This is a genomic window from Nocardia bovistercoris, from assembly GCF_015674855.1.
GTDB classification, from domain to species: Bacteria; Actinomycetota; Actinomycetes; order Mycobacteriales; family Mycobacteriaceae; genus Nocardia; species Nocardia bovistercoris.
The window spans coordinates 121,702-147,427 of sequence record NZ_JADMLG010000008.1 but is presented as its reverse complement, the minus strand read 5'-3'; the positions used below and the strand labels follow the sequence as shown (position 1 = coordinate 147,427).

Genomic DNA, 25,726 nt, shown 5'->3' with positions numbered 1-25,726 from the left:
TTCGAGCCGTTGCGAGATGCGGGGTGAAGGGGTTCAGGCTCGGTGGGACAGGAGGTGTTCCATGATGAGCATGGTGAGGACTTCGGGGGATTGTTCGGGGATCCAGTGGGAGATGTCTTCGAGCATTTCGAAGCGGTAGGGGCCGGTGACGTGGGCGGCGCAGGTGGTGGCGGCGGTGGAGCCGATGGTGGCGTCTTCGGTGCCCCATACGTACAGGGTGGGGACCGGGACGGGTGGGACGGGGCCGGTCAGGTGCATGGCGCGGTACCAGTTGAGGGCGGCGGTGAAGGCTTCGGGCTGGGTGAGGCGGTGAATGTAGTCGTCGACGCGCTCTTCGGGGATCTTCCAGTCGAAGATCTTGCGTAGTCCGGCGGCGTTGTCGGCGAGCAGGATTCGTTCCGCGACGCGCGGTCTGCGCATCATGTCGAGGTATTGGGAGCGCAGCGCCTGGTCCTCGTCTTCGGCCATGGCGCTCAGCAGCGCGGCGGGGTGGGGCATGGATACCGCGGTGAGGGTGCGGACCCGGTCGGGGAATTCGGCGGCGGCGGCCCAGCCGACGTAGGCGCCCCAGTCGTGGCCGATGAGATCGAAACGCTCCCAGCCGAGTTCGTCGGCGAAGGCGGCGACGTCGCTTACCAGTTCTTCCAGCCGGTAGTCCTCGGCCCGTTCCGGTCGCGCGCCCGCGGAGTATCCGCGCTGATCGGGGGCGACGACGTGGCAACCGCCGTTGCCCAGCGCCGACAGCTGGAATTCCCATTCGATCGCGGCCTGCGGGAAGCCGTGCAGCATCAGCACTTCGCGGCCGCCCGCCCGGCCGCAGGCGAGTGCGTCGAAGGTGCCTGCCGCGGTGGAGATCTTCGTTGCCTCGATCACCCGGCCGACTCTAGCCCCGCCCACCGACAGGACATCCCGCCGACCGGGGTTCCGGATAGCTCGTCCGGGCAGGATCGCTGGAAGCCACCGGCCCGGTTCGAGGGCGACTCACCTCAGCCGATCGAGAGCGACTCGCCGGGCTCGGCTCGAGCGCGGCCCGCCGACCGGACTCGAAGACCACCCGCCACCAAAACCATGGCAGCGGCCCGACTCGAGGACATCCGACCGGCTGACAGCGAAGGCGACCCGCCGACTCGGCCGCCGTGCGCACCGCCCCCGGGATCAGTGCTCGTCGTAGTGACCGTTGTGGGCGGCGTGCCGGTGGCCGTCGTGGATGTAGTCCATGTGGTCGCCGTGCGGCACGGCGACGTGACCGCAGCCTTCGCCGTGCACGTGCTCGTGACTCGCGTGTTCGGTGTGCCCGGACGGTTCGCACTCGTCGAAGTGACCGTCGTGAGCGCGGTGCAGGTGGCCGTCGTGGACGTAGTCGACATGGTCGCCGTGCGGTACCGCGACGTGTCCGCATCCGGCGCCGTGCACGTGCGCGTGGTCGGTGTGCTCGACGTGTGCTGTGGTCATCAGAAGCCTTCTTCCATGGCGATGGACAGGTGAATCTGTGAACATCAACACATTAGCAGGGTTGCATCAGTGCAGGTAACTGATGGTGTGCCTGCCTACAGGACCATGGAGAGGAACCGTCGCAGACGCTCGGTTTCCGGGTTATCGAACACCGCGTCGGGCGACCCCGTCTCCACGACCTGACCGGCGTCCATGAACACCACGCTGTCGGACACGCTGCGCGCGAACCCCATCTCGTGGGTCACCACGATCATCGACATGCCGCCCGCCGCCAGATCGGCCATCAACGCCAGCACGCCCTTGACCAGTTCCGGGTCGAGCGCCGAGGTCGCCTCGTCGAAGAACATGATCTCCGGGCGCATGGCCAGCGCCCGCGCGATCGCCACCCGCTGCTGCTGACCGCCCGACAGGTTCGCGGGCCTGGTGTCGGCCCGGTTCGCCAGTCCGACCACCTCGAGCTGTTCGACCGCCGCCGCCCGCGCCGCCTCCTTGGACAGCCCGCGCAACTTGCGCGGCCCAAGCGCCACATTGTCGGCGACCGACATGTGCGGGAACAGGTTGAACTGCTGGAACACCATGCCGATGCGCTGCCGCAGCCGGTCCGGGTTCTCGGTCAGCACCGACTTGCCGTCGAGCAGCACGTCACCGCTGTCCGGTTCGTGCAGGCGGTTCAGCACCCGCAGCAGCGTCGACTTGCCCGATCCGGACGGGCCGATGACGGTCGCCGTCTTGCCCGCGTCGACGTGGATGTCGATGCCGCGCAGCACGTGGTTGCCGCCGAGGGTCAGATGCAGTCCGGTGCCGGTCAGGGCGGCGCCGGTGCTCGATTCGCCCATGGGTCAGCGTCCTTCCGCGATCGTGGCCTGTTCGAGTTCGTCGATGGGGCGGTCGGGTCCGCCGGTGCGCATCCTGCGATCGATGTAGTTCACCAGGTGGGTGAGCGGGATCGTGAGCAGCAGATAGACCAGTCCGGCGGCGACCAGCGGGGACAGATTCCCGGTCTGCGCGTTCAGATCCCGGCCGACCGCGAACAGTTCCCGCTGGGTCGCGAGCAGTCCGAGGAAGTAGATGAGGGAGGAGTCCTTGATGAGTGCGATGAACTGGTTCATCAGGGCGGGCAGTACCCGGCGCACGCCCTGCGGGATCACCACGAGGGTCATGGCCTGCCGGTATCCGAGCCCGATCGCGCGGGCCGCCTCCAACTGTCCCGGTTCCACGGATTGGATGCCGGACCGGAAGATCTCGCCGATATAGGCCGAGGCGAGCAGTGCCAGCGCGACGGCGCCGAGCCAGTACGGATTGTTGCCGGTGACCTCGCGGACCACCGGGCCGACGCCGAGTCCGATGAGCAGGATGATCACCACGGCGGGCAGGCCGCGGAAGATGTCGGTGTAGACCCGCGCGGGCCAGCGCAGCCAGCGCGTGCGCGAGATGCCCGCGACCGCGAGCAGCATGCCGATGACGGTGCCGAGCGCGCCCGAGACCACCGCGAGCACAAGGGTATTCGGCAGGCCGGTCTTGATCAGGTCGGGAAATGCCTTGCGGTACAGCGACCAGTCGAAGAAGGTGTCGCCGAGTTGTTCCAGGGTGGATTTCGGCGCCTGCCGCACACCGTCGTCGCGCGGGCCATGTTCGGCGGCGATGGCGGCGAAGTCGGGCAGTTGCGGGGGCGGAACGGCTTTCGAGCCCGGTTTCCAGCCCGGCGGCAGTTGGCGCGGCACCCAGTCGCTGTAGAGGCGCGCGTAGGTGCCGTCGGCGATCACGGCGTCGAGTCCGCTGTTGAGCGCGTCGACGAGCGGCTGGTTGTTCTTGCCGACCGCCCAGGCCGCGAAATTGTCCAAGCTGAAAGCGTTCTGCGCCACGGACGTGCCGTCGCCGGGTTTGATCGCGCCCTCGGCCTGCGCCGACGGCGCGACCCAGGCATCCACCTGGCCCGACTTCAGATTCGCGTAGGCGGTGTTGTAATCGGGGAACTCGACCGGGTCGAGACGCAGGGTGTTCACGACGTAGTCGTCCTGCACCGTGCCCTGCACCACCGCGATCCGGCTGCCCCGGTTCAGATCCGCGAACCCTTCGATCGCACTGCCGTTCGGCACGACCAGCGCGAAATAGCCGAAGTCGTAACCGTTCGTGAAGTCGACCAATTGGCGGCGCGCGTCGGTGGTGGTGATATTCGACGAGCCGACATCGAAACGCCCACCCGCGACCTGGGCCAGCAGACCCGCGAACTCGGTGCCCGAGAACTCGACGCGCAAACCGAGTTTCGCGGCCACCGCCCGCAGCAGTTCGTTGTCGAAACCGGTGAACGACCCGCTCGAATCGACGCAGATGCTCGGCGGCGCGTCGGACAGGGTGCCGACACTGAGCGTGCCCGGCGTGACGAGCCCGAGCCTGCCGACATCGACCGAGGTCAGCGGTGGCGCCGATGCGGTGGTGAACCGGTCGGGACCGGCGGTGGCCGAGGACGCCAGATCGGTCGGCGCCGCCGACGCCGCGTTCACTCCCGGCGGCGCGCACAGGTCGCCGCCCGGCGAGGAATCACCGCCGGAACCGCACCCCGTCGCGAGCGCGGCGACGGCGAGCAACAGCACGGCGATCAACGCACGGAACCGCACACTGAGCAGACCAGCCATGCGAAAAACCTATAGGCCGACGCAATGCAATTCTCCGGCTAACCCGCCGCCTCGCCCATCGACGCTGTTGAGAACGTTGCGATCAGCTCGAGTCGAATCCGCCGAGAATCGGCCGCCGACCGACGGCAACCCGGTCTCATGCGATGCCGGGCACCGGTTCTGGGTTGACTTCGTCGCGCCAGGCCACGGCCTTCTCGACGGTGCTCAGGTCGTAGTCGGGGCCGCTCACGCCGATGGTGAACAGGGTCACGCCCGCCTGGACGAATTCGGGGGCGCGGTCGAGACCGGGCCATTGGACCGAGCGTTCGACGCGGGCGTCATCCACGCCGAGGTCGGCGCTGTGGTCGGCGAGGACCTTGTTCTTGTGGGCGATGACGTCGAGGTCGGCGAAAGTGTGCCAGATGTCGGCGTATTCGGCGACCAAACGCAGGGTTTTGCGTTCGCCGCCACCCCCGATGAGGATCGGGATGTGGCGGGTCGGAGCCGGATTCAGCTTCGGCAGGCGGGCGGCGATGCGGGCCAGGTTGTCCTTCAGCAGCGCGAGTCTGGTTCCCGGCGTGCCGAATTCGTAGCCGTACTCGTCGTAGTCCTTCTCGAACCAGCCCGCGCCGATGCCGAGGATCAGGCGGCCGCCGCTGATGTGGTCGACGGTGCGGGCCATGTCGGCGAGCAGGTCGGGATTGCGGTAGCCGCCGCCGGTGACCAGCGCGCCGATCTCGACCCGCTCGGTCTGCTCGGCGAACGCGCCGAGCATGGTCCACGACTCGAAATGCGCGCCGACCGGGTCGCCGGTGAGCGGGTAGAAGTGATCCCAGTTGAAGACGATGTCGACCCCGGCGTCCTCCGCGCGCAACACGGCGTCGCGGATGAGCCCGTAGTCGGGCGCGTGCTGAGGTTGTAGTTGAACTCCGATGCGGACAGGACGACTCATGCGGCGCTCCTCGGTCGGGCCGGTTCCCCGAACGAGGCTACCGGTGCTACCGCGATCGGGTATCGCCGACGCTCGGCGGCGCAACCAGAACCGGCCGGGTTCCCGTCGGACGGCTAAATCATGGCAACATCGATGACGGTGCGCGGCAGGCAGGCGCTCCGGCCCGCGATGGCACATCCGAACGGAGGCTGGCAGATGCTCGATTCCGGCGAATTCGCGTGGCGCGCATGACCGAACCCGGCGATCCGCATTCCCTGGCCGCCGCGCCCGTTGTCGTCGGCGTCGACGGCACCGACGCGGCCGATCTCGCGGTCCGGTGGGCCGCCGAAACCGCCGCCGAACGCCGCCGCGACCTGGTGCTCGCGCACGGCATGGACCTCGCGGCCGCGGGCGGGCCGTTCGCCCCGTACCCGAGTTCCGTCATCGGCGAGATCAGCGACCGCATCATCCGGGAGGCGCGGGCGTTGGCCGAACGGACCGCGCCGACCGTGACCGTGCACACCCGACTCGACGACGGCGACCCGGCCGAACTGCTGATCGAGTACTCCGCGACCGCCCACATGGTGGTGCTCGGCGGTCCGACCGACAGCGGCGGATTCGGGCGGCTCGGCTCGATCCTGCTCTCGGTCGTGAGCCGGGCGAACGGAACCGTCGCCGTGGTGCGCGCCGGGACGGCGGATCAGCTGCCGCGCACCGGTCCGGTGGTAGTGGGGATCGACGGCAGCCCGGTCAGCGAGGCCGCGACCGGCGTCGCCTTCCGCGAGGCGGCGACCATCGGCGCACCGCTGGTCGCCGTGCACAGTTGGGCCGACCCGTACGCGGGGCGATTCTCCCGTCTGCTGGAAGCCGCCGAAGAACCCGTGGACGTGGCGGCGCCGGAGCGAGCGCTGCTGGCCGAGCGATTGGCGGGATGGCGGGAGCGGTACCCGTCGGTCACCGTCGAGCGGGAAGTGGCGCGCGGCACCGCACGGGATCAGCTGCTGAACCGGGCGCGAGCGGCTCGGCTGCTGGTCGTCGGCAGCCGAGGACGCGGACGCTTCGCCCGGTTCATGCTCGGATCGACGAGTGCGACACTGGTCCAGCGCGCGCCGTGCCCGGTGCTCGTGGTGCATCCGTCTCGATAGCGCGCTACCGGTCGTCGCGCTCGCGGCGTGGCCGGTGGCCTGGCCGCCGCGACCATTCTCGAAGGCTCCTCGGCGATCGGATGACTCCGCCGGGAGAACAAGGTGATCCGACCGGGGTTCGGCGACGGTGGCGACTCCCGCAACGGCGTTCCACTCTGCTCGCGTCGCCGCGCACGGTCTCGTCGACGGAACTCGCGGTGGTGGTCGGTACTCAGCCGGCGATCAGGTGTGGTCGATATGCTCGCCGAGGTGAACGCGCAGCTTCGCTCTCTGGTCACCGTCGCCGACGATGTGGACACGGTGACGACGGTCGGTCACGAGGATGATCCGGCCGACGCGGGGCTGTCCCGCGCGCAGGTCGACGCGGTGTGGTCAGCCGTACGCGAGTGGTATCGGCTCGGATCGACGCCAGCGGTCCAGATCTGCTTGCGCCGGGGCGGCCGGATCGTGTTGAACCGCGCGATCGGGCACGCGCGCGGGAACGGTCCCGCCGACGCGATCGACGCGGAGAAGGTGCTCGCGACGCCCGAGACGCCGTTCTGCGGGTTCTCCACGGCGAAGGGTGTGGCCGCGACCGTGGCCGCGATGCTCATGGAGCAAGGTGCGTTCGCGGCGAAAGATCCGGTCTGCGAGTACATTCCGGAGTTCGCGGCGAACGGGAAAGCGCGGATCACCATCGGGGATGTGCTGTCGCACGCGGCGGGCGTCCCGTTCTTGACCGGGCCGCACAAGGGTTTCGATCTCATCGTCGACGAGGAAGCGGCGGTGCGCGGTCTCACCGATCTCGTGCCGAGTTGGCCGCCCGGCCGTTTCCGTGTCTACCACGCGCTCACCAGCGGGTTGATCCTGCGCCTGCTGGTCGAGCGAGCCACCGGTGCGCGGATGCGCGATCACCTGCGCGACCGGGTGCTCACGCCGTTGGGGTTCCGCTGGACGAACTTCGGCGTCGACCCCGCCGACGTGGACGCGGTGGTGGCAGGTGTGAAGACCGGACCCCCGTCGTCGAGGGTGGCGAACTTCCTCGCGCGCAAGGCGCTCGGTGGCGGCATGGGGCGCGTGTCTCGGTCACCGGAGGCGACGGCGGCGTTCCTGACCGCGGAACTCCCATCGGGGAATCTGGTCACCACCGCCTACGAACTGTCGCGCTTCTACGAAATCCTCGCCCGCGGAGGCGAACTCGGCGGTGTGCGCGTCATCGGCGCGGACGCGCTGCGCGATGCGATCCGGCCCGCGCCGTGGCTGCCAGGTGTCGCCGGTCGGGTGAGCCGCGCCGGCTTCGAACTGGGTGGCCGCCGATCGAAATTCGGGCGCGACACCGGCGCGCATTTCGGGCGCAGCGGTCTCACCACCCAGTACGGCTGGGCCGATCCGCGGCGCGGGCTGTCGGGGGCGGTGCTCACCAGCGGCAAGTCGACCATCGACACCGACCGGCCGTGGCGACTGGTCTCGCTCATCTCGAAATCCGTGCCGGTACTCGCCCCGGCGGATCGCCCGTTCGACCCGTAGCCGCGCCGCGTAACCCGCGTCCGCGTCCGTTAGGATCCCCGGTCAACCCTGTACTCGGATCGTCCGGCACGTTCCTGCCGGGATGGGATGTGGATTTGTCATGGCTACGGTGACCTTCGACGCCGCGACGCGGCTGTATCCGGGAGCGACGAAACCGGCTGTCGACCGGTTGGATCTCCAGATCGCCGACGGGGAATTCCTCGTCCTCGTCGGTCCCTCGGGCTGCGGGAAGTCGACCTCGCTGCGCATGCTCGCGGGCTTGGAGGAGGTCAACGGCGGGCGCATCCTGATCGGCGCCGACGACGTGACGCACGCCGAGCCGAAAGCGCGCGATATCGCGATGGTGTTCCAGAACTACGCGCTGTACCCGCATATGACGGTGGCCGAGAACATGGGCTTCGCGCTGAAACTGGCCAAGGTCGCGAAGGCCGAGAAAGAGCAGCGGGTGCTGGCTGCGGCGAAACTGCTGGATCTGGAGCCGTACCTGGATCGCAAACCGAAGGCGCTGTCGGGCGGACAGCGGCAGCGGGTCGCCATGGGGCGCGCGATCGTGCGGCAGCCGCAGGTGTTCCTGATGGACGAACCGCTGTCGAACCTCGACGCCAAACTGCGTGTGCAGACCCGCACCCAGATCGCGCAGTTGCAGCGGCGGCTCGGCACCACCACCGTGTACGTCACCCACGACCAGGTCGAGGCGATGACCATGGGCGACCGGGTCGCGGTGCTCAAGGACGGGCTGTTGCAGCAGTGCGCGGCCCCGCGCGACCTGTACCGCGACCCGGCCAACGCCTTCGTCGCGGGGTTCATGGGTTCGCCCGCGATGAACATGTTCACGCTGGCGGTGATCGACGGCGCGGTGAGTCTCGGCGGTCAGCGTTTCCCGGTGCCGCGCGCGACGTCAGGGCATACGGTGACCATCGGCATCAGGCCCGAGCATTTCGAGCTGAGCGACACCGCGGTGTCCGGCATCGCGATGGAGGTCGACGTGGTCGAGGAACTCGGGTCCGACGCCTACGTCTACGGCCGCACCGCCGCCGATGAGCGGGCGAACGGCGGGGGCGAGACGATCGTGGCGCGGGTCGACTGGCGCAATCCGCCGAGCAAGGGCGCGCGATTGCGACTCAACACCACGGCCGAGCACATCTACTTCTTCGACGCCGCCGACGGGAGTCGACTGAACTGAGCCGGTTCGGTTCAGCGCGCGGCGCGGCGGGAGCGGCGGTAGTCCTCGTTGAGGCGGACTCCGAGTTCGTCGAGGGCGATCTCCTTGCCTGTCGCGCTGCGCACCTCGACGCGGACGGGCGCGCCGGTGGCCTCCTCGACCAGCAGTAGCGGCGCCGGTCCCGGCTGGAGGTAGGCGTCGCCCCACTGCATGAGGGCGAGGACGACGGGGAGCAGGTCACGTCCCATGTCGGTGAGGACGTATTCGTGACGGGTGCGCTGCCCGTTCTCCTGGTACGGCTGTTTGGCCAGCAGGCCCGCGTCGGTGAGTTTGCGCAGTTGGGCGCTGGCGGCGGCGTCGGTGATGCCGACGCGGGCGGCGAATCCGTCGAAGCGGCGGGTGCCGTAGTAGGCCTCGCGAAGGATCAGGATCGCCGATCGGGCGCCGATCACGTCCATCGCCTTCGCGATGGAGCATTCCAGCGGTTTCCACGAACTCAGATCGGCCAGTGGCCCTTCCATCACGGCTGCCATGACGAACATCATAGCCATTGCTGGCTTGAGGCGACCATATTCAGATGTTACGTTGACTATAGGTCGAAAGAGTCAGGCGAAGCGGCCCGACTCGCTCCGGAAGGAAGCACCATGAGAGACGCGGTGATCGTCGAAGCGGTACGCACTCCGATCGGCAAGGGCAAGGCCAGTGGCGCGCTGCACGACGTCCACGCGGTGGACCTGCTCGCGCACAGCCTGCGCGAAGTGGTCGATCGCAGCGGCATCGATCCCGTCCTGATCGATGACGTGATAGGCGGCATCGTCAGCCAGGTCGGCGAACAGGGCGCGAATATGACCCGGCGGGCGGCACTGGCGGCGGGCTATCCCGAATCGGTCCCGGCCACCACCGTCGACCGCCAGTGCGGCAGCAGTCAGCAGGCCATCCACTTCGCCGCCCAGGGCGTGATCGCGGGCGCCTACGACATCGTGGTGGCCGCGGGCGTGGAATCCATGGGCCGAATTCCCATGGGCGCGAGCATGACCGGCGGCGGCGACTTCTCCGGGGTCGGCTTCGCCGAACGTTATCCGGAAGGTCTTGTCTCCCAGGGTATCGGCGCCGAACTCATCGCGGCCCGCTGGAACCTGAGCCGCGCCCGACTCGACGAATTCTCGCTGGCCAGCCATGAGAAGGCCGCGCTGGCGACCAAGAACGGTTCCTTCGGCGCCGAACTCGCGCCCATCGCGGGACTGCGGACCGACGAAGGCATCCGCGTCGGCAGCACCCTGGAAACCCTCGGCGCGTTGCGTCCCGCCTACTACGACGCGGCGATGGCCGCGCGCTTCCCCGAAATCGACTGGCGCATAACGGCGGCCAGCGCGAGCCAGGTCAGCGACGGCAGCGCGGCCGTGCTCATCATGACCGGCGAGAAGGCGCGTGAACTCGGCCTGAAGCCGCTGGCGCGACTGCACAGCTTCGCGGTGGCGGGCGACGATCCCCTGCTGATGCTCACCGCGGTCATCCCGGCGACCCGAAAGGTGTTGCAGCGCGCCGGACTCCAGATCTCCGATATCGATCTGGTCGAGATCAACGAGGCGTTCGCGCCGGTGGTGCTGGCCTGGGCGCAGGACACCGGGGCCGACCTGTCGCGGGTCAATGTCAACGGCGGCGCCATCGCGATCGGCCATCCGCTCGGCGCGTCCGGCGCGCGACTCATGACGACGCTGGTGCACGCCATGGCCGAACGCGGCGCGCGCTACGGACTGCAAACCATGTGCGAGGCAGGCGGACTCGCCAACGCGACCATCATCGAACGGCTGTGAGCACCCGAACTCGCCAGTGCTCCCGAGCAGGCACCCGTCTGCCCCGGGATCGGGGTGATCACCCGAAGTCGCAGGTGCGCCCGGCGTAAGCCCACCTCTATCCCCCGGGACCGGGGCGATCACCCCGGACTCGCGGGTCCCGCGTCTATCCCCGGATCGATGTGAGCACCCGAGTGCGCGGGCGTGCCGAGATCGGGCACGACCGCGCACTCAGATCGAGACCAGCACCAACGCCACGAGCAGGCCCGCCAACCATGATTCGGCGAGCACCGGGACCGCGACCATCGGAGCCCAGCCGATGGCGCGGCCCGCGCGGATGCGTCCGAGCACCCGTTCGATCGCGAGCACCACCGCGAGGATGACCCCGAGACACGCGACCGCGTAAGCGATCAGCAGCGACGAATCGGCATCGGGGTCGAGCAGGTCGTAGAGCGGTATCAAGGCGACAACGAAGATCCCGAACGAGATCGCGAGCACCGTCGACAGCGCGACGCGCACCGCGTCGGACAGCCCGCCCCGCCGATAGGTCCCCATAATCCAAGAATGGCGCGCGAATCCGGCGTGCACCACCCGTACTCTGAATCCGATGACCGACTACGGAACCGACCTCGTCGTCTACGCGATACCGCTGCGGACCCGCTTCCGGGGCATCACCGTGCGCGAAGGCGTACTCGTGCGCGGCCCGCTCGGCTGGGGCGAGTTCTGCCCGTTCGCCGAATACGACGATCGCGAGGCCGCGGGTTGGTTGGCGACCGCGCGCGAACAGATCGGCGCGGGCTGGCCCGCACCGGTGCGCGACCGCGTCCCGGTCAATTGCACGGTGCCCGCGGTGGATCCGCCGCGCGCGCACGCCATCGTCGCGAGTTCGGGATGCCGCACCGCCAAGGTGAAGATCGCCGACCATCCAGGGTCGCTGGCCGAGGACCTGGCCAGAGTCGAGGCGGTGCGCGACGCGCTCGGACCCGGCGGCCGGATCAGGGTCGACGCCAACGCGGTGTGGGACGTCGAAACCGCCATCGCGCACATCACCGAAATCGACCGCGCCGCAGGTGGTCTGGAATACGTCGAACAACCGTGTCGCACGATCGAGGAATTGGCGGAGGTGCGCCGCAAGGTGGAAGTGCGCATCGCCGCGGACGAATCCATTCGCCGCGCCGAGGACCCGCTGCGCGTCGCGGTCGCGGGCGCCGCCGACATCGCCGTGCTGAAATGCACTCCGCTCGGAGGAGTCCGCCGAGCACTGCGAGTCGCCGAAGCCGCAGGCCTGCCCTGCGTGGTCTCCTCGGCCCTGGAATCCGGCGTCGGCCTCGCCGCCCAACTCGCACTCGCGGGCGCACTCCCGGAACTCGACTTCGCCTGCGGACTCGGCACCACCTCCCTGTTCACCGGCGACCTGGTCGACCCCGCACCGCTGCCCGCCGACGGCTACCTCCCCGTCCCGCGCACACCGCCGCCCCCCGCCCCCGCACTCCTCGACCGCTACCGCCACCCGGACCCGACCCGAGTCACCTGGTGGCTGGAGCGCTACACCCGCGTCAGCGCCTTACTCGACGGATGAGCACCGCTACCGCGGCCTCGGCCGCTCGCCGCGGCAGCCCGGACCCCGTGTCACATTCAGCGCCCTACCTCACCGCGATGGCCGTGGCGCGGAGCCCGCGTCGAGATTCTGACAGCCCCTCCGATTCCGTCACACTGCGGCGCCGCGTGGACGACCTCGATACCGTACGTCGGGCACTGACCTCGCGCCACACTCGGAGAACGGCTTCAGCTCAGGCGGACGCCGCAGTCGTGCATTGTCGCGCGGAGTAGGAGCGCTGCTTCCGGGCCGATGACGCCTTCGACGAGTTCCACGTAGCTCGAGCAGAATTCGGGGCCGTGGGCGACCGCGTCGGGAGGTTCGAGATGGTGGGCCAGTTCGTGGAGCACCACCAGTTCACGCAGCGCCCACGCCGTCGAGCCGGTGTGCAGCGGTACGGCGAGTACCGCGCCTTCGGATTCGTAATGGGCCGACGTCGTGCCACGGCGGGAGCGCACCCTGACCGGCTGCGCGGCGCGGGTCCAGCGGGCGCGGACCCAGTTCAGGGCCAGGACCTTCGCGACGTAGGTCTGTACCGAATCCACGCAGGCGAAGCGACGTTCGACGGGCAGGGTGAGGCGGGAACCGTACAGGTCGACGGTGCGCGCGTGCCCCTCGTCGGCACGGTCGAAGATGGCGCGCACGAGTTGTTCGGCGTCGTATACCTTCGCGCGCTGGGTGTCACGCGCACTCATCTCGGGATCGCCCGAGTACGCGCGACCTCCGAGGACATCGCGACGGACCCGCCGACCACAGCCGTCAGCGCGCCATGCCGCAACTCTCCAGAGAGCATCCGACTTCTCACGATCCGCCCTCGGCGAGCTGACCGCGTGGCGCGTCGAGTTCGGCGGCGGTGCCGAGTCGGGCCGCGCGACCCGCGAGATCACCCGCGCGGCGCGCGCCCGCGGAATGCCCGGCCGAGGCCTGCGGGCCGCGCCAGGTGCCGCGCGCCTGCGAAGCGGTGCGGTAGTAGTCGGTGAGCGCCACCTGTTTGTCGCGCAGCGCGAGCGCGGTGCCGGTCGCCGCTTCGGGCGCGGTCTCCGACGTCACCGCCTCGGTCTCGACCTCGGATTTGACCTCGGCCAGGCGATTGCCGACGCGGGCGGCGAAGGCCATCTGGAAGTTGAGTCGCGCGGTGACCGGCGCGGCGGGAACCTCGACCCGGCGCCGCACTCGCCTGCCCCATTTCTGTTCCTCGATCACCTTCTCCACGGTGGCCGTGCGGTACCGCCCCGATTTGATGTAGTGGTCCGAGGCGCGCACCATCTGCACGAGCAGGCTCGCGTAGAGCGCTTCGCAGGTGTCGATGTCGGATTCGAAGCCGAAGGCGTAGACCTGGGTCGAGGTGCGCGCGACATCGCAGCGAACGTCGTTGGCGGCGGCGATCGCCACGAACAGCTGCACGTAGGTGCGCAGGCCCTTCTTGCCGGGTTCCCCGATCGCGATGACGCGCTGGGTCGGCCCGGAGCGGCGGCCACGCCCCGTGACGTGCGCGCGAGCGACCGCGAGGTCGATGGAGGATTTGGTGGCCAGGCGTTGGGCTGCGGCCAGGAACGCTTCGGCCTCGTGCTCGTTGTCGGTGGCCTCGGCCTTGCGCAGCAGTCCGCCGATCCGCGTGAGCATCCGGTCGGGTACCGGGTTCGGCGAAGTCATCGCCGCCAAGCCTAGCTCCTGGTGATCGAGCGCAAGCCCGCGCGTGGCGTGCTGTGTCTCACCACCGAATGCCGGGTGTATTCGGGCGGGGCCGATGCACACGATGTATCTTGCCTTGTGCACCGCCGGGTGTGCCGCTGCTCACGTCGTAAACCCTCTGGAGTGTCCGAGATGGCTTTGAAGAAGGTGTCGTCCCTACGTTCGTCGCTCATCTCACGCGCCGCGCTCGCGGCCGTGTCGGCGGCGTTGCTGACGGCGACGTTCACCAGCGCGTGCACCAGCGACAGCGGCGGCAATTCCACAGGTCAGAACCTCACCGGGCGCGGGCCCATCACCTATGTCGAGGGCAAGGACACCACCGAGACCGGTGTGGTGAAACAGCTCATCGAACGCTGGAACGCGTCGCATCCCGACGAGCAGGTGACGTTCAAGGAGCAGTCGAACGACGCCTCGCAGCAGTACGACGACCTGGTCGAGCACATGAGTTCCAAGCAGGCCGGATACGACGTGGTCGCGCTGGATGTGCCGTGGACCGCGGAATTCGCCGCCAAGGGCTGGATCCAGCCGCTCAAGGACACCTTCGCGATCGACACCTCGGCGCTGCTCTCCCCGCCGGTCGCCAGCGCCACCTACAACAACACCCTCTACGCCGCCCCCCGCAACACCAACGGCGGCCTGCTGTTCTACCGCAAGGACCTGGTGCCCGAGCCGCCGACCACGTGGGCGCAGATGCTCGGCCAGTGCCGGATCGCCAAGGAGAACAACATCGGCTGCTACGCCGGTCAGTTCGCGCCGTACGAGGGTCTCACCGTGAACACCTCCGAGGTGATCAACGCCTTCGGCGGCAGCTTCGTCGGTCCCGACGGCAAGACGCCGACCGTGAACAGCCCGCAGGCCAAGAACGGCCTGAACACCCTGGTCAGCGCGTTCAAGAACGGCGACATCCCGCCGGAGGCCATCACGTTCAAGGAGCCGGAATCCGGTAACGCGTTCGCGCAGGGCAAGTTGATGTTCCTGCGGTCGTGGCCGTCGACCTTCGGCGACGTCGGCGGCGAATCCTCCACGGTGAAGGACAAGTTCGGCGTCGCGCCGCTGCCGGGCGAAACCGGTGTCGGCGCTTCGACGCTCGGCGGCTACAACGCCGCGATCAGCGCGTTCTCCAAGAACAAGGCCACCGCGCTCGACTTCCTGCGCTACCTGATCAGCGAGGACGCCCAGCACATCGTCGCCTCGGGCGCGCTGCCCTCGGTGCGCGCCTCGATGTACGACGACCCGGCGCTCATCGCGAAGATGCCGTACCTGCCCGCGCTCAAGGACTCGATCGCCAGCGCCGTGCCGCGCCCGGTGACCCCGTTCTACCGTGCGGTGTCCAACGCCATCCAGGACAACGCCTATGCCGCGCTGAAGGGCACCAAGTCGGTCGACGACGCGATCACCGGAATGCAAAAAGGTATCGAGACCGCGGGCTCGTGAGCGTGAGCCACAGTCAGCCGGACCCGGTCAACCCGTAGGAGTGAGATAACGGTGTCGGACCCCTCGGGAACGGCTACACGCGTGCCGAACGACGAATTCCTGCCGCGCAAGCGCGGTTTCGGCGAACGCTTCGCGCTGGAGATGCGCAAATCGGCCAAGGCGTGGGTGTTCGTCGCCCCCGTACTGCTCGCCTTGGCGGTCGTGATCGGCTATCCGGTGGTCAGGGCCGTCTGGATGTCGTTCCAGAAGGACGCCGGACTCGACCCCGCCACCGGCATGTTCGTCGAGGGCGGCGGCGCCGGATTCTCGAACTACACGCACTGGCTGCTGCAACAGTGCCAGGCGGGCGGCGCGACGATCTCCTGCCCGACCGGCACGCTCGGCTCGCAGTTCTGGGCTGCGGTCGGCACCACCCTGTTCTTCACGGTGGTCACGGTCACCCTCGAGGTCGTCATCGGCCTCGGCATGGCCGTGGTGATGGGCAAGACCTTCCGAGGCCGCGCGCTGCTGCGGGCCGCGGTGCTCATCCCGTGGGCGATCCCGACCGCGGTGACGGCCCGGCTGTGGGAGTTCATGTTCCAGTACGACGGCGTGGTGAACCGGGTGTTCGGCACCAGCATCCTGTGGACCTCCGACGAGTGGCCGTCGCGGTTCGCGGTGATCGCGGCCGACGTCTGGAAGACCACGCCGTTCATGGCGCTGCTGATCCTGGCCGGGCTCCAGGTGATTCCCGGCGACGTATACGAGGCCGCCAAGGTCGACGGCGCATCGGCCTGGCAGCGGTTCGTGCATGTCACGCTGCCGCTGCTGAAGCCCGCGCTGCTGGTCGCGGTGCTGTTCCGGACCATGGACGCGCTGCGCATGTACGACCTGCCCGCGATCATGACCCTCGGCAATCCGTCCACCCAGACCATGTCCATCCTGGTGGTCGATCAGGTCCGGCAGGGCCAGAACAGCGCCGCCGCGCTGTCGACAATCACCTTCCTGCTGATCTTCGCCATCGCCTTCCTGCTGGTGAAAGTGCTCGGCGCCAATGCCGTCCGCACCCAGGAAGAACAGCGGGAGGCGCACTGATGACTTCTTATTCGAAGGACAAGCCGTCCGCCGCGCGGGTGCCGTGGACCAAGCGACTCGGCGCGACCCGGGTGTATCTGGGCGCGCTGATCGTGATGGTGTGGGGGCTCGCGCCGTTCTACTGGATGGCGGTCACCGCGTTCCGCGATCCGGCCTACACCTTCGACAACACGCCGTGGCCGACCCACGTCACGCTGGAGAACTTCCGCGACGCCTTCGACACCAGCCGAGGCAACGATTTCGGCATGGCGCTGGTGAACAGCTTCGTGATCGCGTCGATCACCACGGCGCTGGCGCTGGTCATCGGCATCTTCGCCGCCTACGCGCTGGCCAGGCTGACCTTCAAGGGCCAGTACCTGGTGGCGGGCCTGATCCTGAGCGCGTCCATGTTCCCGGTGGTCGTGCTGGTGACCCCCCTGTTCCAGCTGTTCACCAATCTTGGCTGGATCGGCCAGTACCAGGCGATGATCATCCCGAACATCTCCTTCGTGCTGCCGATGACGGTGTACATCCTCGCCGCGTTCTTCGCCGAATTGCCGTGGGAGCTCGAAGAAGCCGCGCGTATCGACGGCGCGAGCAAGATGCAGGCGTTCCGTCTCGTCATGTTGCCGCTGGCCGCGCCCGCCGTGTTCACCACGGCCATCCTCGCGTTCATCGCGGCGGTCAACGAGTACCTGTTGGCCCGGCTGCTCTCCAACGGGTCGACCGAACCGGTGACCGTCGCCATCGCCCGTTTCTCCGGTAACAATCCGCTGGTGGAGCCGTATGCCGCGATCATGGCGGCGGGCACGATCGTCACGATTCCGCTGGTGGTCATGGTGCTGGCGTTCCAGCGGCGCATCATCTCGGGTTTGACCGCGGGCGGCGTCAAGAGCTGATTCGAGGGTTCCGCGCGAGTAACATCCGGTCGATAAGCTCGGTTGTGCTGTTCGCGTGCGCGGTGCTGTGACACCGGTGTCCGGCGCATGCTGCGGCATCCGGGTATCCAGTGTGCAAGGTGGGTTCTACCGACGCTCCGGGAGGAGAGAGCCGTGCGCTCGTTCGGCAAGCGACGCGAAGTCGAGGACAAACCCGAAACCGCCCCGTACGCCTCCATCGCCGGATGGAAGACCCGGGCGCCGGAATCCACCGATCCGCCCGAAGCCAACGCGGCCGCGCCGCGAACCCGTAAGCGCGGCAACGGATCCGCACGCAGCGCCGAGCCGCCGCCGGTGCGGCTCGGTCCCGAGACCGAATCGCAACGGCTGGAACGCAAGCGGCGCACCAGGGGCCAGCGACTACGCAGATTGATTCTGGCCCTGTTCATCCTGTTCGTCGCGCTGCCTTCGCTGCTGTTCGTGCTGGTGTACTGGAGTGCGGAGATTCCCGACCCGGCGGCGGTGCGCACCAACCAGATCGCCACCGTACTGGCCTCCGACGGCGCCACCGTGCTCACGAAGATCGTTCCGCCGGAAGGCAATCGGACACCGGTCCCGCTCTCCGACGTGCCGCCGCCGGTCCGCGACGCGGTGCTCTCGGCCGAGGACCGCGACTTCTACACCAATCCGGGCTATTCGAAATCGGGATTCCTGCGCGCCGCGCGCGACAACCTGCTCGGTCGAGACGACGCGGGCGGCGGCTCGACCATCACCCAGCAGTACGTGAAGAACGCCTTCCTCGGCTCCGAACGCACCGTCACCCGCAAGATGCGGGAACTGATCATCGCGGCGAAGATGGCGCGGCAGTGGAGCAAGGAGGACATCCTCGCCGCCTATCTGAACACCGTCTACTACGGTCGCGGCGCCTACGGGATCGCCGCCGCGTCCGACTCCTACTTCGGCAAGCCGCCCGCCGAGCTGAGCCTCGCCGAGGGCGCGGTGCTGGCCGCGCTGCTGCGCACGCCGTCGCTGCTCGACCCGGAAACCCATCTGCCGGAATTGAAGACGCGCTGGCAGTACGTACTCGACGGCATGGTGGAGATGGGGGCGCTCGCGCCGGGCAACCGCGATGCCACGGTGTTCCCCGACATCGTGCCGATCACCGAGGTCACGGCATCCGACGACGCGCGCGGACCCGAAGGGCTCATCCGCACGCAGGTGCTGCGCGAACTGCGCGCCTCCGGCATCAGCGACCAGGATCTGAAGACCGGCGCGCTGCGGATCACCACCACCATCGACACCAGGGCGCAGCAGGCCGCGCTCGACGCGGTGACGGGAAGGCTCGGCAACCAGCCCGCCGAATTGCGCGCCGCCGTGGTGTCCGTCGACCCGCGCTCGGGTGCGGTGCGCGCCTACTACGGCGGCGGCGACGGCCTCGGCTACGACTTCGCGCAGGCGCCGCTGCAGACCGGGTCGGCGTTCAAGGTGTTCGCCGCGGTCGCCGCGCAGCAGCAGTTCATTCCGCTGTCCAGGGTCATCGACAGCGCGCCGGTCACCGACCGTGGTACCACGATCACCAATGTCGACGGCGAGTCGTGCGGGCGCTGCCCGCTGTCCGAAGCGCTGAAACGCTCGCTGAACACCAGTTTCTACCGGCTCACCATGACCATGTCCGACGGGCCTCGGGCCGTCGCCGACGCCGCGCACCTCGCGGGCATCCCCGAGCAGATCCCGGGAGTGGCGGGCGAATCCCTGACCGAGGACGGCGGGCCGCCGCTGAACGGAATCGTGTTGGGGCAGTATCTGGTTCGACCGATCGACATGGCCTCGGCGTACGCCACGCTCGCGAACTCCGGGGTCTACCGGCAGCCGTATTTCGTGCAGCGCGTTGTCACCGGCGACGGGCGGGTGCTGCTCGATCGCGGCGGCGATGATCCGGTCGGGCGGCAGTTGCCGCATGGACAGCAGCGCATCTCGCGCACCATAGCCGAGAACACGGTGGCGGCCATGCTGCCGATCGCGGCCTACTCCAACGGCCACGCGCTCGCGGACGGGCGCCCGTCCGGCGCCAAGACCGGCACCACCCAACTCGGCACGACCGACCTGAACAAGGACGCCTGGATGATCGGCTTCACGCCGTCGCTGTCCACGGCGGTGTGGGTCGGCACCGAGCGGTCCCAGCCGATCCGCACCGGGCGCGGCGGCGACATCTACGGTTCCGGCCTGCCCTCCGACATCTGGAAACAGGTCATGGACGACGCGCTGTCCGGCACGCCGATCGAACAGTTCCCGACCGGCGGTTCGGCCGCGGGCGGAACCGGGCCCGGTATCGGACCCGGCGGCGCGAACCCGCCGACCTCGACCACGCGCGCACCGTCGGGCGGACCGTACGACATCCTCAACCCGCCGCGGAGCAGCGCCGCGGCGCCGCCACCGGTCAGCACTCCGAGCCCGACGCCGTCGCGCGGCGGCGAGATATTCCCCGGCCTGAACATCCCGCCGACCCGGTGATTCCCGATCCGACGTGCGGCGAAATCGCCAGGGCACGGCGTCGATGGCCTCGGCGCGCCATCTAGTGTCGATCTTGTGACCTACGACGCCCACGGGGAACGCACGACATGGCAGCATCGTTCTGCCAGAGTGGGCGTGTCGGCGACGAAAAGGCTTCGGCGACGACACCGACACCTTGGCGTACGGGGCGCTGCCGAGATTCCGGCGCCGATGCGGGAGGATATGCCCTCGAGCGGATGACGCGGCGCGCGTCACGGCCCCGGCGGCAATCGCCGGAGGCGCCGAACCTTCGACCGCCGCGGCGAGCGCGGGCACGAAGGCCGGGCAGCGCCGCACAGTGGACACAGACTAGACATAGGGGCTACGCCGGTGGATTTCAATGTCGTTGACCAACCCGAGACGCTGGTGGCGGGCACGGTGCTGCGCAGTCCGGCGCTCGCGGTCGAAGGTCCGCGTCGCGCCAAGGTCGAGGAGGCGTGGAAGCACACGCTCGCGCGCCGCCTGCCCGGTCCCCCGACCACCGCGTACGTCGACCACGCGCCGGAGATCAATTCGTATCTGACCCATATCGTCGGCTACCGCTGTCGCGGCATCGAGGATCTGCTGCCCGGCGACGTGCTCGCGCGGGTGCCCGCGGGGCGATTCGCCCGTTTCACCGCAAGCGGCGACAATCTCGGTGACACCATCGTCGCCACGTGGCGCGCGGTGTGGGACGCGGAGGCGGCGGGCCGCATCGAGCGCTCATACACCGGCGACTGGGAGCACTATCCCGATGCCCGCACCGTCGAGGTCTTCGTGGCACTGGCGGACGAACCGAACGACGGGTAGGAAAAGACTGTGGACTTCGAGATCGTCACATTGGACGAAAGCATGGTGGCGGGACTGACCATCCCGCTGTCGGGTCGCGAGGTGGCCGCGCGCGATCTCGATCTGGTGAACTTCACCTGGGATCGCTACCTGGCCAGGGAGAAGAACGTGCCGAGGGTCGCGGCCTACATCGGCCAGAACGATCACGCCGTCGCGGTGCTCGGCTACGAGGTCGCGTCGATGGACCAGATGGACGCGGGCGATGTACTCACTCGCATACCGCGCGGTCGTTACGCGAGATTCGTCGTCTCCGACAAACCATACGATCTGCTGCGCACGGCCTGGGCCCAAGTCGCCAAGGCCGAGAACGCGGGCATCATCACCCGCTCGCACACCGCGGAGCTGGAGCGCTACACCGGCCCGACCTCGGTCGAGGTCTTCGTCTCGCTGGACTGAACGGTAGCGCCGAGAACCGAACCGCTCGAAAACGACCGAAGCCGACCGGGATTCCCGGTCGGCTTCGCTCTGTCTCACCCGTGACGGACTATTCCGCCCCGATGATGAACGCCTCGAGCCGCGCGCGGGCGATATCGTCGGGCAGCTGCTCGGGCGGCGACTTCATCAGGTACGCCGAAGCCGGGATGACCGGACCGCCGATACCGCGGTCGAGGGCGATCTTCGCCGCGCGCACCGCGTCGATGATGATGCCCGCCGAGTTCGGCGAATCCCACACCTCGAGCTTGTACTCCAGATTCAGCGGCACATCGCCGAAGGCGCGACCCTCGAGCCGCACGTAGGCCCACTTGCGGTCGTCGAGCCAGCCGACGTGGTCGGACGGGCCGATGTGCACGTCGTTGGCGCCGAGCTCCTTCTTCAGGTTGCTGGTGACGGCCTGGGTCTTGGAGATCTTCTTCGACTCCAGGCGCTCGCGCTCGAGCATGTTCTTGAAGTCCATGTTGCCGCCGACGTTCAGCTGCATCGTGCGGTCGAGCTGCACGCCGCGATCCTCGAACAGCTTGGCCATGACGCGGTGCGTGATCGTGGCGCCGACCTGGCTCTTGATGTCGTCGCCGACGATCGGGATGCCCGCGTCGACGAACTTCTGCGCCCACGCGGGGTCGGAGGCGATGAAGACCGGCAGCGCGTTGACGAAGGCGACGCCCGCGTCGATGGCGCACTGCGCGTAGAACTTGTCGGCCTCCTCCGAGCCGACCGGCAGGTAGGAGACGAGCACGTCGACCTTCGCGGCCTTCAGCGCGGCGACGACGTCGACCGGCTCGGCCTCGGACAGTTCGATGGTCTCCGCGTAGTACTTGCCGATGCCGTCGAGGGTCGGGCCGCGCTGCACGACCACGTCCGATGGCGGCACGTCGGAGATCTTGATGGTGTTGTTCTCACTGGCGAAGATGGCCTCGCCGAGGTCGAATCCGACCTTCTTGGCATCCACGTCGAACGCGGCGACGAATTTGACGTCGCGGATGTGGTACGGGCCGAACTTGACGTGCATCAGGCCGGGGACCGTCGTGGTCTCGTCCGCGTCCTTGTAGTACTGCACGCCCTGGACCAGGGAGGAGGCGCAGTTGCCCACGCCGACGATGGCCACGCGTACTTCGGTGGCGTTACCAGCCGTATTGCTGTCAGCTGCGTTCAATTCACCGCTCATGGCCGATGTTTCCCTCTTTCTGTGGTGCCGCCTTCGTAGACTCCTCGGCGGCGATCAACTCGTTGAGCCAGCGCACTTCGCGCTCGCTTGATTCCAGACCGAGCTGGTGGAGCTGGCGGGTGTAGCGATCCAACGAGCCGCTGGCCCGCTTGACCGCCTCCCGCAGTCCCTCCCGACGTTCCTCGACCTGCCTGCGCCTGCCCTCCAGAATCCGCATCCGCGCTTCCGCGGGGGTGCGGCTGAAGAACGCCAGGTGCACGCCGAATCCGTCGTCGGTGTAGTTCTGCGGTCCGGTGTCGGCGAGCAGTTCGCCGAACCGCTCGCTGCCCACCGGGGTGAGCTTGTACACCCGCCTGGCGCGGCGGGTGACCGCGCCTTCGGGCTGCTCCTCCGCGATCAGTCCGTCCGCCTGCATGCGGCGCAGGGTCGGATAGAGCGATCCGTAGGAGAAGGCCCGAAACGCTCCGAGCAGGCCGGTCAGCCGCTTGCGCAGCTCGTACCCGTGCATGGGTGATTCCAGGAGCAGCCCGAGAATTGCCAACTCGAGCATCGGGCTCCACCCCCTGACATATGTACAGACCTAACCAATGGATGCGATACCGAACTATATCGCGCCGATACATCCAAGGCATAGGGGAACCCCTGGAAAAGATGGATTCGCGCTGCTGAAGCGGGATCTACCCGTTCGGAGGACGGACGTCGAGTACTTCGCCGTCGAAGGCGACGGTCATGAAACCGCTGTCCTCGGCTTCGTTCCGCACATAGATCCGCACGTAGGGCTTCGGATCCTTGTCCGAACCCGGCGGGAACTCGAAGTTGACGTGGTTGATCTGCCCGTTCGCGATCTTCAGCGAACGCACCGCGCCCGCGAGCAGGCCCGCGAGGCGCGGCAGGTCGACCGTGCCGAAGTCGAGGGTCGGGGTGCTCGGCTTGCGCGATGACTCCGAACCGAACGTGCTGAAATCACCGTCGAAGTGGTAGTACTGCGACCGGACCGGGTTGCCCGGACTGCGATGGAACACCGCGTACCCCGGGTAGACGGTCAGGTCGTCGGTCACGGTGTCGCCGTATTCGGCGCGGTAGTTCGCGATGAAATAGGCGAGTCCGGAGCCGGTCGTCAGATCCGGGGTCGGCGGGCCGGTCGCCTCGTCGACGGCGCTCGCCACGCAGCCCGACGCCGTACCGAGCACCGCGGCGACCAGCACCGCCGCCGCCGGAATCCACCAGCGCCGCGCCCGGCGCGGGACACCGCGCACCACCGGCGCGTCGACCATGTCGCCTGGGATCTGGAGGTCCCCGACGAGTCTGTCCAGATCGGCGAAGGACGCGGCGGTCATGGCCGATTTCGTGCGCGCGGTGTGCTCGCTCGCGCTGAGCTGACCGTCGGCCAGCGCCGCGTCGAGCAGTCCACACACATCGGCGCGGTCGCTGTCGCGGGCGCGCAGCCGCGCGGTGTCGGCGGCCATCACCGCACCGCTTTCGTGGAATCCGCGCCGGTCATCGGACCTCCGTGATCTTCAGCACCTCGCCGGTGGCCGATACCAGCACGTCACCGTACTGATCGCGTTCGTTGCGCACGCTGATCTGCACCGTCGACCTGCCTTTGTAAGGGTTGTACTCGTACACCTCGAAGGCCAGCGACGAGACCACGCCCTGCGGGACCTTGGTCAGCGCGGGCGCGTCGCGCAGCGCGTCGCGCAGCAGCTCGAAATCGAAGGTCGCGAGGTCGAGCGGCGCCAGGTCGCGTTCGCGCGAATACGTCTCGGGACCGCCCGAACGCTGGAATCCGCCCCGGTAGTCGTATTTCACCGAGCGCAGCGGGCCCTCGGGCGCCATGCGCTGCACCGTGGCGAAGTCGTCGAAGGTCCGCAGTTCGTCGACCACGGTGTCGCCGAATTTCGCGCGGTAGCGCTCGCGGAACAGCGCGAGCCCCTCCGGGGTGACCAGATTCGGGGTCGGCATGACGAGCGGGTCGACGGCGGACAGGTCGACCGCCGGGGTCGGGACCGGCGGAATCTCCTCCTCGCGGAAGGTGAGGACGAAACAGCCGACGCCGACCACGACCGCGGTCGCCACCACGGCGACGCGCGCGAGCAGCGGGCGAATCGAGCGCGGCGGCCGGGGCGCCGGGGCGGCATCGGGGCGTTCCTGCAGGTCGGAGCTCAGATCCGCGAGGTCGCCGAGGGTTCTCGCCTCGGCGGCGAGTTCGGTGAGCGCGGTGTGTTCGTCCTCGGCGAGTTGACCGTCGGCGCGGGCGGCGTCGAGTGCGCGCACGGTTTCGGCGCGGTCGGTGTCGCGGGCGCGGGTGCGTGGCGGATAGCCGCCGGAGAATCGGCGGCGAGTCAGCGGATTTCGGGTCTTCTGCGCGCTCTGACCTGCGAGATCTCTTACCGCCGTTGGCGATTGCAGGTCTGATATCAGACCGTCCAGTTCGCCAATCGTCTTGGCGCGAGCGGCCGCTGCCGTTCGCTCGTGATACTCGGCGGCGGCGAGCTGACCCTCCGCGTAGGCGGCATCCAGCACACTGGACGCGTTCGCGCGGTCCAGATCACGCGCTCGCATGCGCCCGGAAACCGTGGTGGACACAGCGGAATCCTAGACGGGAAACGTCGTGAACGTGCCACGCGGCAGCGCACCCAATCGGGCACCGCTACTCTGGTTCTCGTGCGAATCCAGCGGCAGGTCGTCGACTACGCGCTCCGGCGCAGGTCGCTGCTGGCTGACGTCTATGCCGGCCGAGTAGATGTCGCCGAGGTCTGCGATGCCAATCCCTACCTCCTGCGCGCGGCGAAATTCCACGGGCGGGGCAGTGAGGTCACGTGCCCCATCTGCCGGAAAGAACAGCTCACTCTCGTATCCTGGGTCTACGGTGACGGCCTCGGCGCGATGGCCGGGTCGGCACGCACCCCCGAGGAATTGACACGCCTCGCCGAGACCCGCGAGGAATTCTCGGTCCACGTCGTCGAGGTATGCCGGACCTGCAGTTGGAACCACCTTGTGCAGTCCTATGTGCTCGGCTCGGCCCCGGTACCGCCACGGCGGCGCTCGGGAGCCAAGGCGAACCGGCGTACAGCGGCAGAATGATGTGCCTGGTCATCGGCCGATCCGATGACGTGCGGAGCCGCCACGTGTCCGTGGCGGCGTTCCCTGCCGCATCGCGAAACGCAGTCCGATACGAGTTATGGAGATCTTGTCAGTGAATTCGCCCTACGAGACCCCCTACGGCGATGAACCGCACGGTGGCCGTGCTCCGCGGAGTTCACATCCGGGTCCCAACGCGTATCCCGACCAGCGGCAGTCCCCGCCGCCCGGTTACCGCCCGCCGCCCGGCGGACAGCGACCGCCGCAGCAGCGTCCCGGCGGTCCCGGCGGCGCTCAGCCCCCGCGCGGCGGACAACCCCCGCGCGGACCGCAGCCGCCCCCTCGGCAAGGTCCGCCGCCACAGGGGAACAGGCAGGCGCCCGGCCCGCAGGCCACCCAGCGCATCCCG

25 protein-coding genes are annotated in these 25,726 nt (G+C 68.5%); 12 read left to right on the top strand and 13 right to left on the bottom strand.

All coding sequences use genetic code 11. From position 1 onward, the window contains the following. Nucleotides 1-33: 33 nt before the first annotated feature. The 5 genes from IT779_RS20350 to IT779_RS20330 form a co-directional block, all read right to left on the bottom strand. Nucleotides 34-873 (bottom strand): alpha/beta fold hydrolase, encoded by an 840-nt coding sequence (locus tag IT779_RS20350; RefSeq protein WP_196150954.1) that lies wholly within the window; start codon nt 871-873, stop codon nt 34-36. Nucleotides 874-1,155: 282 nt separating this feature from the next. After that, the gene (locus IT779_RS20345) at nt 1,156-1,452 is read right to left on the bottom strand and encodes a hypothetical protein (RefSeq protein ID WP_196150953.1); all 297 of its coding nucleotides are present in this window, start codon (nt 1,450-1,452) and stop codon (nt 1,156-1,158) included. 95 nt (nt 1,453-1,547) lie between these two features. Next, nucleotides 1,548-2,288 carry an amino acid ABC transporter ATP-binding protein gene (locus tag IT779_RS20340; protein WP_196150952.1) on the bottom strand — a complete coding sequence of 247 codons (741 nt, stop codon included), beginning with the start codon at nt 2,286-2,288 and terminating at the stop codon, nt 1,548-1,550. A gap of 3 nt (nt 2,289-2,291) precedes the next feature. Beyond that, nucleotides 2,292-4,085 (bottom strand): ABC transporter substrate-binding protein/permease, encoded by a 1,794-nt coding sequence (locus IT779_RS20335; protein ID WP_196150951.1) that lies wholly within the window; start codon nt 4,083-4,085, stop codon nt 2,292-2,294. A gap of 136 nt (nt 4,086-4,221) precedes the next feature. Further along, nucleotides 4,222-5,016 (bottom strand): LLM class F420-dependent oxidoreductase, encoded by a 795-nt coding sequence (locus IT779_RS20330; protein WP_196150950.1) that lies wholly within the window; start codon nt 5,014-5,016, stop codon nt 4,222-4,224. Nucleotides 5,017-5,243: 227 nt separating this feature from the next. Between IT779_RS20330 and IT779_RS20325 the strand changes: the two genes are divergently transcribed. From IT779_RS20325 to IT779_RS20315, 3 genes are all read left to right on the top strand, one after another. After that, entirely contained in the window at nt 5,244-6,140 is an 897-nt protein-coding gene (locus tag IT779_RS20325; RefSeq protein ID WP_196150949.1) for a universal stress protein, read from the top strand. A gap of 249 nt (nt 6,141-6,389) precedes the next feature. Beyond that, nucleotides 6,390-7,646, top strand: coding sequence for a serine hydrolase domain-containing protein (locus IT779_RS20320; protein ID WP_332838885.1), 1,257 nt, complete (start codon nt 6,390-6,392; stop codon nt 7,644-7,646). A gap of 100 nt (nt 7,647-7,746) precedes the next feature. After that, a complete protein-coding gene (locus IT779_RS20315) occupies nt 7,747-8,829 on the top strand; it encodes an ABC transporter ATP-binding protein (RefSeq protein WP_196150947.1) in 1,083 nt (360 codons plus the stop codon). A gap of 11 nt (nt 8,830-8,840) precedes the next feature. Here IT779_RS20315 and IT779_RS20310 read toward each other — a convergent pair whose 3' ends face one another. Further along, a complete protein-coding gene (locus IT779_RS20310; RefSeq protein WP_196151186.1) occupies nt 8,841-9,353 on the bottom strand; it encodes a winged helix-turn-helix transcriptional regulator in 513 nt (170 codons plus the stop codon). Between the two features lie 99 nt (nt 9,354-9,452). On the opposite strand from IT779_RS20310, the gene IT779_RS20305 reads away from it, so the two are divergent. Continuing rightward, nucleotides 9,453-10,622, top strand: coding sequence for an acetyl-CoA C-acyltransferase (locus IT779_RS20305; protein WP_196150946.1), 1,170 nt, complete (start codon nt 9,453-9,455; stop codon nt 10,620-10,622). A 210-nt stretch (nt 10,623-10,832) separates the two neighbouring features. Here the strand turns inward: IT779_RS20305 and IT779_RS20300 are convergent, their stop codons facing one another. Continuing rightward, nucleotides 10,833-11,156: a hypothetical protein gene (locus IT779_RS20300; protein WP_196150945.1), complete on the bottom strand. Its 324-nt coding sequence runs from the start codon at nt 11,154-11,156 to the stop codon at nt 10,833-10,835. Between the two features lie 52 nt (nt 11,157-11,208). Between IT779_RS20300 and IT779_RS20295 the strand changes: the two genes are divergently transcribed. Then, nucleotides 11,209-12,180: an o-succinylbenzoate synthase gene (locus tag IT779_RS20295; protein WP_196150944.1), complete on the top strand. Its 972-nt coding sequence runs from the start codon at nt 11,209-11,211 to the stop codon at nt 12,178-12,180. A gap of 206 nt (nt 12,181-12,386) precedes the next feature. Here the strand turns inward: IT779_RS20295 and IT779_RS20290 are convergent, their stop codons facing one another. Both IT779_RS20290 and IT779_RS20285 read right to left on the bottom strand, forming a co-directional pair. Continuing rightward, entirely contained in the window at nt 12,387-12,893 is a 507-nt protein-coding gene (locus IT779_RS20290) for a TIGR04338 family metallohydrolase (protein ID WP_196150943.1), read from the bottom strand. A 106-nt stretch (nt 12,894-12,999) separates the two neighbouring features. After that, on the bottom strand, nt 13,000-13,851 hold the full coding sequence (locus IT779_RS20285) for a DUF2786 domain-containing protein (protein ID WP_196150942.1): 852 nt from the start codon (nt 13,849-13,851) through the stop codon (nt 13,000-13,002). Between the two features lie 171 nt (nt 13,852-14,022). Between IT779_RS20285 and IT779_RS20280 the strand changes: the two genes are divergently transcribed. From IT779_RS20280 to IT779_RS20255, 6 genes are all read left to right on the top strand, one after another. After that, the gene (locus IT779_RS20280) at nt 14,023-15,324 is read left to right on the top strand and encodes an ABC transporter substrate-binding protein (protein WP_196150941.1); all 1,302 of its coding nucleotides are present in this window, start codon (nt 14,023-14,025) and stop codon (nt 15,322-15,324) included. A 141-nt stretch (nt 15,325-15,465) separates the two neighbouring features. After that, nucleotides 15,466-16,398 carry a carbohydrate ABC transporter permease gene (locus IT779_RS20275; RefSeq protein ID WP_196151185.1) on the top strand — a complete coding sequence of 311 codons (933 nt, stop codon included), beginning with the start codon at nt 15,466-15,468 and terminating at the stop codon, nt 16,396-16,398. Nucleotides 16,399-16,493: 95 nt separating this feature from the next. Then, complete coding sequence (locus IT779_RS20270) at nt 16,494-17,276, top strand: carbohydrate ABC transporter permease (protein ID WP_232541944.1); 783 nt, start codon at nt 16,494-16,496, stop codon at nt 17,274-17,276. A gap of 153 nt (nt 17,277-17,429) precedes the next feature. Beyond that, nucleotides 17,430-19,766: a transglycosylase domain-containing protein gene (locus IT779_RS20265; protein ID WP_408637774.1), complete on the top strand. Its 2,337-nt coding sequence runs from the start codon at nt 17,430-17,432 to the stop codon at nt 19,764-19,766. Nucleotides 19,767-20,135: 369 nt separating this feature from the next. Next, nucleotides 20,136-20,594, top strand: a complete 459-nt coding sequence (locus IT779_RS20260; RefSeq protein ID WP_196150938.1) for a GyrI-like domain-containing protein — start codon at nt 20,136-20,138, stop codon at nt 20,592-20,594. Between the two features lie 9 nt (nt 20,595-20,603). Further along, the gene (locus IT779_RS20255) at nt 20,604-21,029 is read left to right on the top strand and encodes a GyrI-like domain-containing protein (protein WP_196150937.1); all 426 of its coding nucleotides are present in this window, start codon (nt 20,604-20,606) and stop codon (nt 21,027-21,029) included. A gap of 88 nt (nt 21,030-21,117) precedes the next feature. Here IT779_RS20255 and IT779_RS20250 read toward each other — a convergent pair whose 3' ends face one another. The 4 genes from IT779_RS20250 to IT779_RS20235 form a co-directional block, all read right to left on the bottom strand. Then, nucleotides 21,118-22,236: an inositol-3-phosphate synthase gene (locus tag IT779_RS20250; protein ID WP_196150936.1), complete on the bottom strand. Its 1,119-nt coding sequence runs from the start codon at nt 22,234-22,236 to the stop codon at nt 21,118-21,120. Beyond that, complete coding sequence (locus IT779_RS20245; RefSeq protein WP_196150935.1) at nt 22,226-22,786, bottom strand: PadR family transcriptional regulator; 561 nt, start codon at nt 22,784-22,786, stop codon at nt 22,226-22,228. The genes IT779_RS20250 and IT779_RS20245 overlap by 11 nt, the downstream gene beginning before the upstream one ends. A 127-nt stretch (nt 22,787-22,913) precedes the next feature. Beyond that, nucleotides 22,914-23,702, bottom strand: a complete 789-nt coding sequence (locus IT779_RS20240) for a DUF1707 SHOCT-like domain-containing protein (RefSeq protein WP_196150934.1) — start codon at nt 23,700-23,702, stop codon at nt 22,914-22,916. Nucleotides 23,703-23,733: 31 nt separating this feature from the next. After that, nucleotides 23,734-24,822: a DUF1707 SHOCT-like domain-containing protein gene (locus IT779_RS20235; protein ID WP_196150933.1), complete on the bottom strand. Its 1,089-nt coding sequence runs from the start codon at nt 24,820-24,822 to the stop codon at nt 23,734-23,736. A 78-nt stretch (nt 24,823-24,900) separates the two neighbouring features. Between IT779_RS20235 and IT779_RS20230 the strand changes: the two genes are divergently transcribed. Beyond that, complete coding sequence (locus tag IT779_RS20230; protein ID WP_196150932.1) at nt 24,901-25,320, top strand: DUF5318 domain-containing protein; 420 nt, start codon at nt 24,901-24,903, stop codon at nt 25,318-25,320. Nucleotides 25,321-25,726 lie beyond the last annotated feature (406 nt).

Bases quoted from the DNA above. Each gene is read 5' to 3' on its own strand.
- IT779_RS20275 (WP_196151185.1), top strand. From the start codon at position 15,466: ATGCGCAAATCGGCCAAGGCGTGGGTGTTCGTCGCCCCCGTACTGCTC.
- IT779_RS20250 (WP_196150936.1), bottom strand. From the start codon at position 22,236: ATGAGCGGTGAATTGAACGCAGCTGACAGCAATACGGCTGGTAACGCC.
- IT779_RS20280 (WP_196150941.1), top strand. From the start codon at position 14,023: ATGGCTTTGAAGAAGGTGTCGTCCCTACGTTCGTCGCTCATCTCACGC.
- IT779_RS20345 (WP_196150953.1), bottom strand. From the start codon at position 1,452: ATGACCACAGCACACGTCGAGCACACCGACCACGCGCACGTGCACGGC.
- IT779_RS20305 (WP_196150946.1), top strand. From the start codon at position 9,453: ATGAGAGACGCGGTGATCGTCGAAGCGGTACGCACTCCGATCGGCAAG.
- IT779_RS20315 (WP_196150947.1), top strand. From the start codon at position 7,747: ATGGCTACGGTGACCTTCGACGCCGCGACGCGGCTGTATCCGGGAGCG.
- IT779_RS20300 (WP_196150945.1), bottom strand. From the start codon at position 11,156: ATGGGGACCTATCGGCGGGGCGGGCTGTCCGACGCGGTGCGCGTCGCG.
- IT779_RS20295 (WP_196150944.1), top strand. From the start codon at position 11,209: ATGACCGACTACGGAACCGACCTCGTCGTCTACGCGATACCGCTGCGG.
- IT779_RS20245 (WP_196150935.1), bottom strand. From the start codon at position 22,786: ATGCTCGAGTTGGCAATTCTCGGGCTGCTCCTGGAATCACCCATGCAC.
- IT779_RS20240 (WP_196150934.1), bottom strand. From the start codon at position 23,702: ATGGCCGCCGACACCGCGCGGCTGCGCGCCCGCGACAGCGACCGCGCC.
- IT779_RS20330 (WP_196150950.1), bottom strand. From the start codon at position 5,016: ATGAGTCGTCCTGTCCGCATCGGAGTTCAACTACAACCTCAGCACGCG.
- IT779_RS20335 (WP_196150951.1), bottom strand. From the start codon at position 4,085: ATGGCTGGTCTGCTCAGTGTGCGGTTCCGTGCGTTGATCGCCGTGCTG.
- IT779_RS20310 (WP_196151186.1), bottom strand. From the start codon at position 9,353: ATGATGTTCGTCATGGCAGCCGTGATGGAAGGGCCACTGGCCGATCTG.
- IT779_RS20270 (WP_232541944.1), top strand. From the start codon at position 16,494: ATGGTGTGGGGGCTCGCGCCGTTCTACTGGATGGCGGTCACCGCGTTC.
- IT779_RS20325 (WP_196150949.1), top strand. From the start codon at position 5,244: ATGACCGAACCCGGCGATCCGCATTCCCTGGCCGCCGCGCCCGTTGTC.
- IT779_RS20340 (WP_196150952.1), bottom strand. From the start codon at position 2,288: ATGGGCGAATCGAGCACCGGCGCCGCCCTGACCGGCACCGGACTGCAT.
- IT779_RS20285 (WP_196150942.1), bottom strand. From the start codon at position 13,851: ATGACTTCGCCGAACCCGGTACCCGACCGGATGCTCACGCGGATCGGC.
- IT779_RS20290 (WP_196150943.1), bottom strand. From the start codon at position 12,893: ATGAGTGCGCGTGACACCCAGCGCGCGAAGGTATACGACGCCGAACAA.